The organism is Variovorax sp. GW821-FHT09D04 (assembly GCF_059416405.1).
In genome coordinates this window covers 1,262,980-1,276,870 of sequence record NZ_JBWKPA010000001.1, presented here as the reverse complement: position 1 = coordinate 1,276,870, position 13,891 = coordinate 1,262,980, and the positions used below count along the sequence as shown (strand labels likewise).

At 66.8% G+C, this 13,891-nt stretch carries 10 protein-coding genes; 8 read left to right on the top strand and 2 right to left on the bottom strand.

Annotation, left to right across the window (positions count from 1 at the left end; translation table 11 throughout):
- The first annotated feature begins 169 nt into the window (after positions 1 to 169).
- The 6 genes from AC07O4_RS05905 to AC07O4_RS05880 are packed head-to-tail and all read left to right on the top strand — an operon-like array spanning position 170 to position 7,338.
- Complete coding sequence (locus AC07O4_RS05905; protein WP_495303989.1) at positions 170 to 772, top strand: GspH/FimT family pseudopilin; 603 nt, start codon at positions 170 to 172, stop codon at positions 770 to 772.
- A complete protein-coding gene (gene pilV, locus AC07O4_RS05900) occupies positions 769 to 1,368 on the top strand; it encodes a type IV pilus modification protein PilV (protein ID WP_495303988.1) in 600 nt (199 codons plus the stop codon). Before AC07O4_RS05905 ends, pilV begins: the two co-directional genes overlap by 4 nt.
- On the top strand, positions 1,365 to 2,369 hold the full coding sequence (locus AC07O4_RS05895; RefSeq protein WP_495303987.1) for a PilW family protein: 1,005 nt from the start codon (positions 1,365 to 1,367) through the stop codon (positions 2,367 to 2,369). The genes pilV and AC07O4_RS05895 overlap by 4 nt, the downstream gene beginning before the upstream one ends.
- A complete protein-coding gene (locus AC07O4_RS05890; RefSeq protein ID WP_495303986.1) occupies positions 2,366 to 2,974 on the top strand; it encodes a PilX N-terminal domain-containing pilus assembly protein in 609 nt (202 codons plus the stop codon). The genes AC07O4_RS05895 and AC07O4_RS05890 overlap by 4 nt, the downstream gene beginning before the upstream one ends.
- 4 nt (positions 2,975 to 2,978) lie before the next feature.
- Positions 2,979 to 3,482: a type IV pilin protein gene (locus tag AC07O4_RS05885; RefSeq protein WP_495303985.1), complete on the top strand. Its 504-nt coding sequence runs from the start codon at positions 2,979 to 2,981 to the stop codon at positions 3,480 to 3,482.
- Positions 3,483 to 3,531: 49 nt separating this feature from the next.
- Positions 3,532 to 7,338, top strand: coding sequence for a pilus assembly protein (locus AC07O4_RS05880; RefSeq protein ID WP_495303984.1), 3,807 nt, complete (start codon positions 3,532 to 3,534; stop codon positions 7,336 to 7,338).
- 27 nt (positions 7,339 to 7,365) lie between these two features.
- On the opposite strand, the gene AC07O4_RS05875 is transcribed toward AC07O4_RS05880, so the two are convergent.
- Together AC07O4_RS05875 and AC07O4_RS05870 are read right to left on the bottom strand one after the other, a co-directional pair.
- Positions 7,366 to 10,422, bottom strand: a complete 3,057-nt coding sequence (locus AC07O4_RS05875; protein ID WP_495303983.1) for an FAD-binding and (Fe-S)-binding domain-containing protein — start codon at positions 10,420 to 10,422, stop codon at positions 7,366 to 7,368.
- A 9-nt stretch (positions 10,423 to 10,431) separates the two neighbouring features.
- A complete protein-coding gene (locus AC07O4_RS05870; RefSeq protein ID WP_489056783.1) occupies positions 10,432 to 11,139 on the bottom strand; it encodes a GntR family transcriptional regulator in 708 nt (235 codons plus the stop codon).
- 121 nt (positions 11,140 to 11,260) lie between these two features.
- Here AC07O4_RS05870 and AC07O4_RS05865 point away from each other — a divergent pair, with 121 nt between their 5' ends.
- Together AC07O4_RS05865 and AC07O4_RS05860 are read left to right on the top strand one after the other, a co-directional pair.
- Positions 11,261 to 12,505, top strand: coding sequence for a pyridoxal-phosphate-dependent aminotransferase family protein (locus AC07O4_RS05865; RefSeq protein ID WP_307638170.1), 1,245 nt, complete (start codon positions 11,261 to 11,263; stop codon positions 12,503 to 12,505).
- Between the two features lie 130 nt (positions 12,506 to 12,635).
- Positions 12,636 to 13,613 carry a Bug family tripartite tricarboxylate transporter substrate binding protein gene (locus tag AC07O4_RS05860; protein WP_070060655.1) on the top strand — a complete coding sequence of 326 codons (978 nt, stop codon included), beginning with the start codon at positions 12,636 to 12,638 and terminating at the stop codon, positions 13,611 to 13,613.
- The last annotated feature ends 278 nt before the right edge of the window (positions 13,614 to 13,891 follow it).

The window sequence follows — 13,891 nt, the reverse complement described above, 5'->3', positions numbered from 1 at the left end:
CGAAGACCTCGAAATACCAGACTTTCATTCGGCGCTTCGAGGCATTTCCGCTCATCCTTTCGAACGCACCGAACGTCGGCAAGCCGTTGTCGGACATGTGCATCGCCCCCTAGTCTCGCGCCCAGAAGTTGTCGGCTGAAATTCCAAAACAACAGGGAGACACATGCACATGAGGCGACGCGATTCTTCGCGGCCGGCGCGGCTGCGCGACCAGCGCGGACTGACCGCCATCGAGCTGATGGTCACGCTGGCGATCCTCGCAATCCTGATCGGCATCGCGGCGCCTTCGATGACGCGCTTCGTCGTGCAGTGGCGGCTGTCCAACGCCGTCAATGCCGTGACCGGTTCGTTGCGCACCGCACGCACCGAAGCCATTGCCCGCGCAAGACCCGTCGTCGTCTGCCAATTGCGCGCAGGCACCGCAATCGACTGCGAAACCGGTTCGGGTGGCAACGATTTCGCGGCCGGCTGGATCGTCTTCGCCAAGAACGACCGCGACGGCGACTTCGCCTATTCCGAGTCGACAGACGAAGTGCTGTTGCGACAGGACGCACTGCCTGGCATCGCGAAGATTGCTCTGGGCAAAGCCGGCCGCTTTGTCTTCCTGCCCAATGGTCTGGTGAGCTCGGGGAGCAACAGCATCACCGTTGAGACCCCAGGCTTCGAAACGGCCAGCACCACCCCGTGGGCACGCAAGACGCTGTGCATCAGCAAGCCCGGGCGCATCCGCTACGCCGCAGATGGCGAAGACTGTTCGGGCAACGACGAATGAAGCGCTCCACACAACAGCGCGGTGCCACCCTCATCGAGGTGCTGGTCGCCATCGTCATCCTGGCCATCGGCCTGTTCGGCATGGCGGGGCTCACCTCGGCAGCCCTCAAGTACAACCAGTTCTCGCGCATGCGTGCCACCGGCCTGAGCCTGGTGAACGACTACGCGGAACGTGCCCGCGCCAACCTCGCGGGCTTTGCCGGCTACGCCCACGCCAAGGCCTACAACGCCAGCACGCGCGAGGCAGCCTCCACGGACCCCACGCCGGCGCCCGCCGCCTGCGAGGTCGACACCTCCGTTCCCGACATGCCAGTCAACACCTGCGGCGCGGCCATTGCCGCCTACGACCTCGCGCAGTGGCTCACGAATGTCGGGAACCGGCTGCCCGGCGGCACGGCCTACGTCACGACGGAACTGGTCGACGCGGCCTCTGGCGTGAACGGCCTGCCGGCCACGCGCGTGCTGAATATCTGGCTGATCTGGCGCGGCATCGCGGAGGACACGGGCTTCGCGCTGCACCAGGCCTGCCCCATCGCCGGCGCCAACATCGCGGCCCCGACAGAGGTGAACTGCATGTACTTCCGGATCACGCTGTGAGCGCCGTCTTCACTGTTCCCCTGCGCAGGCGCAACCCGGTCCGCGGCTTCACGCTGATCGAACTGATGATCTCGCTGACGATCGGGCTGGTGATCCTGGCCGCCGCCCTGTCCACGTTCTCGACCTCCAGCCGCAGCAGCCAGTTGTCGCAGGCCGAGACGCAGTTGAACGAGGACGGCATCCTCGCGCTCAACCTGATCCAGCAGCAGCTCAAGCAGGCCGGCTATTCGCAGCAGCTCATCCCGAGCAACGGCGCCACGGTGATGGGCAACTACGCCGGCCCCGCCGTGCGCGGATGCACCGGTGGATTCACCGACGCCGCAGCCGCCTTCGACAAGCTGTCGTGCACGGGCAAAGGCAGCGACGCCATCGCCATCCGCTACGAAGCCACCACCGACAACACCATGCCCACGGGCACCGACGCCAAGCTGGCAACGAACTGCCTGGGCAACGGCATCAACGCTCTCACGCCGTCGCAGGTGAACCCGCCGCCCACGCCGGCACCCGGCGCGCCCCCACCCGGCAACTACGCCCTGGCCGACAACCGCTATCTGGTGACAGACGCGAGCACGGCGCCGATGCTGTCCTGCCGCGGGATGGAAAAGCGCGACGCCGTCAACGCCATCGGCCCCTCGCAGCCGCTGCTGGCCAACGTCGAGAGCATGCGCATTCTCTATGGCGTGGCCAGCCGTCCCAGCATCGAGCTGGCGGCCACCTACGACCCGCTGCGACACCAGATCGTCAAGTACCTCGATGCCGCGGGTGTCGATGCCCTGCCCGGCAGCGGCGTCCTGGCCGATCTCACCGAAGACCGCTGGAGCCGCGTGCTGAGCGTGCGCGTGTGCCTGCAGATGCGCAGCGACCGGCCGGTGCGCGACGTGCCCGACGGTGGCCTTGCCTACAAGCGATGCGACAACACCGACCGCACCGGCGCCGACGGCTACCTGCGCAGGACCTTCACCACCACGGTGCTGCTGCGCAACCGCCTGATCACCCCATGAACACGAAGCCATCCCCTCTTCCGCGCCGCGTCGCCGGCCGTGCGTACGAACGCGGCGTGGTCCTGATCGTCACGCTGGTCCTGGTCGTGATCCTGTCGCTGGTCGGCACCTTCGCAATCCGCAATGCCACGCAGAGCGAGCGCAGCGTGAACGGCATCCGTTCGACCGAGGTCGCGCGCGAGGCCGCAGAGACCGCGCTGCGTTTTTGCGAACAGGTGGCCATCTTCGACGGCGACGACAAGGACTACACCGAGTACGCCTCCGTCGGCATGCGCGCCCGGATCATCACGACCCCCATCGGCTCGGAGTTCGATGAAACCGCGGCATGGCGCAAGAAGGCCAGCTGGGTGGGCAACAGCGCGATCGTCGTTCCGAAGGCCTACGTCAACAAGAAGCCCACCGGCACCACGGTCGACGCGACGCCCCTGGAAATCGAACCGCGCTGCCTCATCCAGAAGATCGCCACCACCTCGACGCCCAAACTGACCGGCTACCTGATCACCGCCCGGGGCTTTGCCAACAACGCCAGGTTCGAGACGTCGACCGGCGTCGCCACCCAGGGCGCCGAAGCGTGGCTGCAGTCCGTGCTGACGCGCGACAAATGACTTCATGACCTTCCTCGCCATGCCACACCTGCCTTCTGCTTTTTCGCGCTCCCGCCGCGGCTTCACGCTGATCGAAGTCATGGTCGTCGTCGCGATCGTCGCCATCCTGGCCGCCATCGCGCTGCCGAACTACCAGGAGCACGTGCGCCGCTCCAAGCGCGCCGAAGCCCAGGGCATCCTGATGGAGGCCGCGCAGTTCATGCAGCGCTACTACTCGGCGAACGATCGCTACACCGCTACCGCGGGTGATGCCGGCGAGGAGACCGAGCAGAAGAAAGGCGCAGAGAGCCTGTTGCCCAAGGCCTTGCAGCAGTCGCCGAAGTCCGGCGCCGCCAACTACACCATCGCCGTCTTCGCGCGCGACGCCCCACCCAGCTACATCCTCAAAGCCACCCGCACCGGCAGCATGACCGGCGACCGGTGCGGCACGCTGACCTTGAGCGGCCTGGGTGCGAAGGACATGGATGACGAGGTCACGGGACTGCTGACGAAGGAGTGCTGGAGATGAATCTCGCACGCCTCCTCAGCGCCCCACTTTCAACCGCAGGGAAAACCGCATGACCGCCACGCGCCCGTTTCTTGTTCCGGCACCCGCCAAGGCTGCACGCATGCGGCGAACCTTCGTCAATCTCGCTGCCGCGTGGAACGCGGCGCTTCTTCCCATCGGCGACGCGCTGGCTGCCACGACGCCGAGCCAGACCCCGCTGTACAACGCCGTGCCGGGTGCCAAGCCCAACCTGATGTTCGTGCTGGACAACTCCGGGTCGATGGACGACGAGATGCAGGACGGGTATGCGGTCAACGACCAGTGCAAGGGAGAAGAGAAGGATTGCAGGGGCAAGTACGGGTGGTATTCGATGCGGTCCAGCAACATCAACACCCAGTACTACAACCCAGCGATCACCTATAGCGCCAGAGTCGATGCAACCGGAAAGGAAAAGCCCAACCCGGTTTCTTTCGTCAACAACCAGTCGTCCACCGACAGAAGGCCTTTGCACGAAGCGGGGACGACGACAAGCACCAAGAAGTTCACCTACGTTCTGTGCAAGAACAACGACTGTTCCACCGAGGCCAATCGAACAGTTAGCGTCATCGGGGCGCTCGATGTCGGCGATGTCCCCTTGCCACCCGGACACAGGCGGACCGACTGCGGGAGCGCCAACGAATGCCCCGCGGCGCTGGAACGCAAGAACATCGCGAACTGGTACACGTGGTACCGCAACCGCGCGCTCGCCGTCAGCACCGCCCTGGGCCTGGCGATGCAGAGCTACGACAACAAGTTCAGGGTCGGGTACGTTCAATACAACCAAAGCGTGGCGGAAGTAGATCCGAGAAACCCGGCCAAACCCGCCGAGCACATCGTCAGCGGCGTCAACTACTTCAAGGACGAGTCCACCGCTTCGGGGCAGAAATGGAAGTCCAGGTTCTATAGCTGGATCTACGACATCGTCCCCAACGGAGGAACGCCGAGCCACAACGCCCTGAGACTCGCCGCCGACTATTGCGCCGGCAAGGAGACCGCGACCTATGCGACCTCCTCGCTGACCAGCCCCTGGAAGAACGATCCCAACGACGCGACAAGTGGCGAGCTGAGCTGCAGGCGCGCCTACGCCATCGTGCTGTCCGATGGCGCCTGGAACTCGGGCACGGCGCAAGACATCGACACGCTCTTCACAGCCACGACCACTAGCACCAACTACGACGGCAAGCCTTCCGGCAGTGCAGCGAAGTTCAAATACGACCCCAAGGGCGCTCCCGCGCGCGACAGCCTGGACCTGCCCCAGAAGCTGAGTGCCAGAAACCTCTACATCCCCTACAGCGATGGCGGCACCAGCAGCAACGGTTTTGCCGATCTCACGGCCCGCTATTTCTGGCACACGGATTTCTCCAGCACGCTGTCCAACGACGTGCCACCCGTGGAGGGTCAGCACAACCCCACCTTCTGGCAGAACATGACCACGTACACCATCGGCTGGGGCCTCACACCCTCGGGCGACTCACCCCTCAAGAAAGGGCTGACGTGGGCGCAGATAGAGAAGTACAACAGCGACTGGCTCGCCGGCAATCCGGCGACGCCACCGCAGTGGGCGACCGGCGACCTGAACACCGACGGCGGGGACGCGGGCGACGCCCGGCGCGTCGATGACTTCATCCGCGCCGGCTTCACCGGCGGCGGCCGTGCCTACAGCGTGTACTCGGGCGAGGACGTACGCCGCGCGCTCGACAACGCCTTGAGCAGCATGGTCGGCTCCGGCAACGACGCCGGCGTGGCCGTATCGGGCAACAGCAACGAGTTCCAGACGCTGCAGGGCCAGTACAAGTACACGACCGAGTACCAGACGGCCGACAACAGCGGCGACATCAAGGCCTTCGCGCTGAATGCCGACGGCGCCAACGCTGTCTTCGACGATGCCGGAAAGCCGAAGCCGGCCTGGTCCGCCAATGCCAGGATGCCGCCTCTGGACAAGCGCACGATCCTCGCCCTGTCGAACTACGACCCCAACGCCCCCGGGAGCGCCCAGCGCACGGCGCTCACCGACCGCACCCGGCTGAGCGACCTGCCGAACGATCTCCAGGCCCTGCTGAACGCCGACAAGCAGCAGGCCACCGACGAACGCTTTGTCCGTTACCTGCTGGGCGAGGACCCGCAGAAGGATGCCGACGGCACGGTCTACCGGCTGCGCAGGCAGCCCATCGGCGCCTCGGTCAACTCGCCGCCGGTGTTCGTGGGGGGACGCTTCGACATGGGCTACGGCACCTTCGGCTCGGTCGACGGCAAGGACACCTACCCCGATTACAAGGTACTCAAGACCACGCGCCCTCCCACCATCTTCGCGGCCACCAACAACGGCAAAGTCCATGTGCTGAACGCCGGCAGGACCGACGCCGCAGGCAGCGAGCTGGCCGCATTCATGCCCAAGGGCGCCATGGCCTCGCAGATCGACCTCGCCGGCGCGAACTTCCGCTTTCGCTACACGCTCGACGGCCCGCTGGTCGAGCAGGATGTGTACGACAGGAACGGCCAGACCCCGGCCGGCGAAAAGAACACCTGGCGCCAGCTGGTGCTGGGCACGGGCGGACGCGCGGGCCCTTTCATGTACGGACTGGAATCGCCGCTGAACACCGCCGACCGGACCCCGGGCAAGGAACACTTCCTCTGGGAAGTGAACAACAAGCACAAGGACTATCCCCACCTGGGCCATGTGACCAACAACCCCGCCGCGGGCCAGCTGGACGACGGCACCTGGGTCATGCTGACCGGCAACGGCCACTACCCCGAAACGCAGAAGGTCGGGCTGTACGTGGTGGAGGCGCTCACCGGAAAGCTCAAGCAATTCATTCAACTCCCCACGGGCTATGGCGGCGAGGTCAGCGGTGGCAACCGCGGCCTGGGCGGCGTGGTCGCGGTGCGGGACAGCACCCGCCGCATCGTGGCAGCCTACGCCGGCGACGCCAACGGCAACCTGTGGCGCTTCGACCTGCGAAGCGCGAAGCTCGCGGCCTCCGTTCCCAGGCGGCTGTTCACCACGCCATTGGGCAAAAAGCAGCCTATCTACGCGGCGCCGACCTGGCAGGTCCACCCGGGCGACGGAAGCACCTGCACCTACAGCGCCACCTCGCAGTGCGGCGCCATCGTGGTGATCGGCACGGGCATCCTGCTCGACGAGGACGACCTGGCCATGCCGGCCACGAAGCAGGCCCTCTACGGCCTCTGGGACCAGACCCCGATCGGAGGCGACGACAAGGCCGGCGCCGTCGCGCTCAACACCTCGAACCTCGTGACGCAAACCATCGTTCCTGTGGCGAAGACCGGCGCGGGCATTGAAGAGGGAAAAGACTTCTACCAGCTCAGCACGAATGCCGTCGACTGGAAAACCAAGAAGGGATGGCAACTGAACCTCGGCACCATCACCCACCCCGGCGCGATGGCCAACGGCGAGCGCGTGGTCGGCGACCTCGCCAACCTGGGCAGCAGCGTGATCGTCTCGTCCTTCCTGCCGGAGGACAAAAAACAGGGCATCGAGTCCTGCACGGCCACGGGCAGCCTGCCCAACATCATCTACGTGCTCGACGCCCTCACCGGCAAGAACAAGAACTCCTTCGACGTGGATGGCAACGGCAGCTTCGACGCGTACTCGGTCGTCTCGATCCCCGCCGGCGGCTTCACGCGCGGCAACGTGAACTCGCGCAACATGGTCGGCCAGCCCAACGAAGGCCAGCCGGACGGCAAGCCCAGGAGCAGCTGCACCAACGAAACCGGCTTTCTCACCGGCGTGGGTGGCACCCAGAAAGCCGGTGACGGCTGTCCGGACTCCCGCACCTGGCGCCGCAGCTGGCGCCAGGTGGTCTCGCCGCCCTTCTGAGTTCCGAAAGAGAAAGCCGCAGCCGCCTCAGAGCATCATGTGTCGCGCCAGCAGCACCGCCACATGCACCGCCTCGCGCTGCGCGCCGTCGCCGATCTGGTGCCTGCAGCTCGTGCCGTCCGCCACCACGATCGCATCGGGCCTCGCGCGAATGGCCGGGAGCAGGCTCGCCTCGGCCATCTGCATCGACACCTCGAAGTGGCTGGCTTCGTAGCCGAAGCTGCCGGCCATGCCGCAGCATGAGCTCTCGATCAGCTCGGGCTCGGCGCCCGGAATCAGCTTCAGCACCTCCATGATCGGGCTCACCGCGCCGAAGGCCTTCTGGTGGCAGTGGCCGTGCAGCAGGATCGGTGCGGTGGCCGGCTTCAGTGCGAGTTCGAAGCGGCCGGCCTTGCGTTCGCGGGCGATGAACTCTTCGAACAGCAGCGCCTGCTTCGCGACGGCCTGCGCCTTGTCGCCGAAGCCCATCACCAGCGTTTCGTCGCGCAGCGTGAGCAGGCACGAGGGCTCGAGCCCGACGATGGGAACACCCGCCTGCGCCAGCGGCAGCAGCGCGTCGATCAGCGCCCCGGCGCGCACCTTGGCCTCGTCCACCATGCCGCTGGCCAGGAAAGTCCGGCCGCAGCAGTGGTGCCCGCCGCCCTTCTCCACCGTGTGCAGCGCATAGCCCGCGGCATGCAGCACGCGCGCCGCCGCAAAGACGTTCTCGCTTTCGAAGGTGCCGTTGAAGGTGTCGACGAACAGCACGGCGACCTTCTCGCCGCGCGCTGCCGCAGCCAGCACCGAGGCCTGATCGGAAAACAGGCCGGCCGCCACCGCGTCCTTCGCCCGCCAGAAGGTGTCGGTGCGCCACTCGGGCAATGAGCGCTTGGCCGAAAAGCCCAGCATCTTCTCGCCCAGCCACGCGGCCCCCGGCACGCGGTTGCGCAGGTTCAGCAGCCAGGGCATGCGGCTGGCACGGTGCGCGTAGTCGGGCATGTAGGCGACCAGCTTGTCCTTCAGCGTGTGGCCGTGGCGCTTCTTGTAGTGGTCGAGAAACTCGACCTTCATCTTCGCCATGTCGACACCCGTCGGGCAGTCGCGCTTGCAGCCCTTGCAGCCCACGCACAGGTCCATGGTCTCGTGCATGGCCTCGCTGGTGAAGGCGTCGGCGCCGAGCTGGCCCGACAGCGCCAGGCGCAGCGTGTTGGCGCGTCCACGCGTCAGGTGCTGCTCGTCGCGCGTCACGCGGTAGCTGGGGCACATGGTGCCGGCGTCGAACTTGCGGCAGTGGCCGTTGTTGTTGCACATCTCCACGGCCTTGGCGAGGCCGCCGGTGCTGTCGCCGCCCGTGCCGGGCGCGGTGGTCACTTCAGTCACGGGGTCGGCGTTGACGTTCCAGCCCGACCAGTCGAGCACGGGCTTCAGTTCGATGCGACGGTACGGCTTGGGCGCCGTCGGCGGCGCGAAGCGGAACAGCGCGCCGTCGTCCATGCGCGGCGGGTCGATGATCTTGCCGGGGTTGAACAGGCCGATCGGGTCGAGCTGCTGCTTGATCGCGCGAAAAGCCTCGTTGATCGCCGGCCCGAACTGCCATTCGATCCATTCGCCGCGGCACAGCCCGTCGCCGTGCTCGCCGCTGAAGGCGCCCTTGTACTTGCGCACCAGCGCGCTGGCCTCTTCGGCGATGGCGCGCATCTTGGCCGCGCCGTCGGCGCGCATGTCGAGAATGGGCCGCACATGCAGCGTGCCGACCGAGGCATGCGCGTACCAGGTGCCGCGGCTGCCGTACTTCGCGAACACCTCGGTCAACGCGTCGGTATATTCGGCCAGGTGTTCGAGCGGCACCGCGCAATCCTCGATGAAGCTCACGGGTTTGCCGTCGCCCTTGAGGCTCATCATGATGTTGAGGCCGGCCTTGCGCACCTCCCACAGGTTCTTCTGCCGGCCGTCGTCGGGCATCTCGACCACGCTGCCGGGCAGGCCGAGGTCGCCCATCAGCTCGACCAGCCGCTTCAGCTGCGGCAGCAGCGCAGCCTTGTCGGCGCCCGAGAACTCGACCAGCAGGATGGCGGCGGGCTTGCCGATCAGCGCCGTTTCCACGGTCGGCTTGAAGGCGGGGTTGGCCAGGCTCAGCTCGATCATCGTGCGATCGACCAGCTCCACCGCCGTCGGCCCGAGCTTCACGATGTGCTGCGCTGCGTCCATGGCCGCATGGAAGGTCGGGAAGTTCACGATGCCCAGCACCTTGGCGCGCGGCAGCGGCGCCAGCTTGAGCTTCAGGCTGCGCGTGTAGGCCAGCGTGCCTTCGGCACCGATCAGCAGGTGCGCCAGGTTCACGCTGCCGTCGGCCGTGTACGGCTTCTCGCTCTGGTTGTCGAAGATGTCGAGGTTGTAGCCCGCCACGCGGCGCATCACCTTGGGCCAGTGCTTCGCCATGGCGTCGCGGTGCTCTTGCGCCAGCCCGTGCACGAACTGCGCGATGCCCGCCGCGCGTGCGCCGAGCGTGCCCAGCGGCCCGAACTCGACCAGCTCGCCACTCGACAGCCACGCGCTCGCGCCCAGCACGTTGTGCACCATGTTGCCGTAGGCGATGGAGCGCGAACCGCAGGAGTTGTTGCCCGCCATGCCGCCCAGCGTGGCCTGCGCGCTGGTCGACACGTCGACCGGGTACCAGAGCCCGTGCGGCTTGAGCTGCGCGTTCAGGTGATCGAGCACCAGGCCGGGCTCGACCGTGGCGGTGCCCTCTTCCACGTTCACCTCGAGCACCTTGCGAAAGTGCTTGCTGTTGTCGATGACCAGCGCCGCGCCTGTGGTCTGGCCGCACTGGCTGGTGCCGCCGCCGCGCGCCAGCACCGGCACCTTCAGGTCGCGCGCGATGTCGATGGCGGTGGCGATGTCGCGCTCGTTCGTGGGCACGAAGGCGCCGACCGGCGTGATCTGGTAGATCGAGGCGTCGGTGGCATAGCGCCCGCGCGAGCCGTCGTCGAACAGCACCTCGCCCTGCGTGTCGGTGCGCAGCCGGCGCGCCAGCAGTTCGCAGGTGTCGTTGGGCGGGAGGACGGTTCCGGCTGGCTGCATGTGGCTGGCGGGGTCGATGCGCATGGTGGGGTGTCAGCTCGCTTTGTTGGTTGTGCTCTTGGCTTGTGGATAGATCTGCCCGGCGCGCAGCAGCTCCAGCACGGTGTCGCGCTTGCGCAGCACGTGCGCCGTGAGCACCTTGCGCATGGCCTGCGCGTCGCGCGCGGCCAGCGCCTGCACCATCTGCTCGTGCTCCTCGACCGCGTGCTTCCACTTGGTCTCGTCCTGGTTGGTGCGAAAGCGCAGCGACTGCACGCGGGCGTTGATCGAGCGGTAGGTGTTCGACAGCACCGGGTTCGCCGCCGCGTCATTGATGGCGGTGTGGATGCGCGCATTCAGGCGGTAGTAGCCCGACAGGTCGCGCCGCGCGAAGCAGGCCATCATTTCGTAGTGCAGCGCGCGCACCTCGGCCAGTTCCTCGTCGGTGATGCGCTTGGCCGCCAGCTCGCCCGACATGCCCTCGAGCATCGCCAGCACCTCGAAGGTGTTGAGCACGTCGGCCTCGGTGAGCTTCACCGCCACCGCGCCGCGGTTGGGCAGCAGGTCGACCAGCCCCTCGGCCGCCAGCAACTTGATGGCCTCGCGCAGCGGCGTGCGCGACACGTTCAGCTGCAGGCACAGCTCGCGTTCATTGAGCTTGGCGCCGGGCGCGATGCGCCCCTCCACCAGCATGGTGCGCAGGCGCGCCACCACCTGGTCATGCAAGGCCAGCCTGGAGATTTCGATGATTTCAGCGGTCATGTGAGGTTCCCTTGTCTGCATTTTGAATGCAAAAAATAGCCGATACAACCTGGGTTGATAGGTGTAAACCAGCATACATAAATGCATTTTGAATGCAAAACTGAGCGCACAAGGAGAGCCCATGCTGCAACTCGACATCCACCCCACCGGCCGTCACTTCCTCCAGATTCCCGGCCCCAGCCCGGTCCCCGACCGCATCCTGCGGGCCATGAGCCTGCCCACCATCGACCACCGCGGGCCCGAGTTCGGCACGCTGGGCCTGAAGGTGCTCGGCGGCATCAAGGAGATCTTCAAGACGAAGCACCCGGTCGCGATCTACCCCGCGTCGGGCACCGGTGCATGGGAGGCCGCACTCGCCAACACGCTCAGCCCCGGCGACCACGTGCTCATGTACGAGACCGGCCACTTCGCGTCGCTGTGGCAGAAGATGGCCACGCGCCTGGGCCTGTCGACCGAGTTCCTGGCCTACACCGGCACCGACGCCCACCTGCCGAATGCGCCCAGCTGGCGCCGCGGCGTGCAGGCCGAGCTCATCGAGGCGCGCCTGCGCAAGGACACCGAGAAGAAGATCAAGGCCGTGTGCGTGGTGCACAACGAGACCTCCACCGGCGTCACTTCCGACATCGCCTCGGTGCGCAAGGCCATCGACGCGGCGGGCCACCCCGCCCTGCTCATGGTCGACAGCATCTCGGGTCTGGCCAGCGCCGACTACCGCCATGACGAATGGGGTGTCGACGTCTGCGTGAGCGGCTCGCAGAAGGGCCTGATGCTGCCGCCCGGCATCAGCTTCAACGCTCTCTCGCCGCGCGCCCTCGAAACCGCCAAGCACGCCAAGCTGCCCAAGGCCTTCTGGGCCTGGGACGAGATCGTCGAGATGAACAAGGACGGCTACTGGCCCTACACGCCGAACACCAACCTGCTCTACGGACTGTCGGAATCGCTCGACATGATCCTCGGCGAAGGTCTGGACAACGTGTTCGCGCGCCACCAGCGCTGGGCCGCCGGCGTGCGTGCGGCGGTCAACACCTGGGGCCTGCCGATCCAGTGCGCCGACCCGTCCGTGTACTCGCCCGTGCTCACCGGCGTGATCACGCCCGAGGGCGTCGATGCCGACGCCGTGCGCCGCCTGATCCACCAGCGCTTCGACCTCTCGCTGGGCACGGGCCTGGGCAAGCTCAAGGGCCGCATGTTCCGCATGGGCCACCTGGGCGACAGCAACGACCTCACGCTCGTGGCCATGGTCGCGGGTGTCGAGATGGGCATGAAGCTCAGCGGCATCAAGCTGGCGGGCAGCGGCGTGCAGGCGGCGATGGACTACTTCGCGAGCCACCAGGCTGCACCGGTCGGCCTGCAAAAAGCAGCCTGAACCCGGCGCACGCCAACCCACACGGGCCGCAGCGCATCGCTTGAACGATGCGGCGGTCCACCACCCTGCCGGGCCCGCGCAAGCGGCTCCCGGCACGCATCGGATTCCCCAACCGACGGAGACAAAGAAGATGCAAAGACGTTCCCTGATCCAGGCCGCCGCCGGCGCGGCCGCCACGCTGGGTGTGCCCCGGCTGTTCGCGCAGGAGTGGCCCACGGGCCCCGTGCGCATCGTGGTGGGCTTTCCACCCGGCGGCGGCACCGACGCGCTCGCGCGTGTGGTTGCGCAGAAGCTCACGACGATGTGGGGCCAGCAGGTCATCGTCGAGAACAAGGCCGGCGTCGCCGGCGTGCTCGCGGCCGACTACGTGGCGCAGCAGCCCAGCGACGGCAGCACCCTGCTCATGGCCCACATCAACAGCCACGCGCTCGCACCCAGCCTGCAGCCCAAGCTGCGCTACAACGTGGAGCGCGACTTCGTGCCGATCGTGCTCGTGGGCGTCACGCCCAACCTGCTCATCGCCAACCCGGGCCAGAAGGCCCTCAGCGTGAAAGACATCGTCGCCGCCTGCAAGGCCGCGCCCGGCACCGTGAGCTTCGGCTCCGCCGGCGCGGGCTCGGCCCAGCATCTGGCGCTGGAGATGTTCAAGCTGCAGGGCGGCGTCGATGCGCTGCATGTGCCGTACAAGGGCAGCGGCCCGCTGCTGGCCGACCTGATGGGCGGGCAAATTCAATACAGCTTCGAGACCATGACCGCCGCCACCCCGCACGTGAAGAACGGCCGCGTGCTCGCCGTGGCCCAGACGCGCACCAAGCGCGCCAAGGGCCATCCGAACGTGCCGACGATGCAGGAGCAAGGCTTCGCAGGTTTTGAAGCGACCACCTGGTACGGCCTGGCCGGCCCCGGCAAGCTGCCCCCAGCCATCGCGCAGAAAGTGAACCGCGACGTCAACACCGTGCTCGCGATGCCCGACGTGCAGGAACGGCTCGACACCTACGGCGCGGAAGACGGCGGCGGTTCGCAGGACAAGTTCAAGCAGTTCATCAGCACCGAGATCGCCAAGTGGGCGAAGGTCGTCAAGGACGGCAAGGTGCAGGTCGAGACTTGACGGTCGTTGTTCAGGGCGACGCTCACGCCGACGGGGCACCTTGCTCCGCGAATGTCCCCCGGGCTTCGCCCTCCTCCTTGATTTCGCTGCGCAAGGCGCCCCATCGGCGTGAGCGAGTTCAGAGCGGTTGTTGATCGGCCGCACACCAACAGCGCGTCCATGTGCCCAGGACACTGGGTGCTTCCCGCAGCGAAATCAAGGAGGAGGCCGCAGGCCGGGGGACATTCGCGGAGGGAAGTACCCGGTGGCCTGGGCACGCGCCCTGAACAAACGAACCC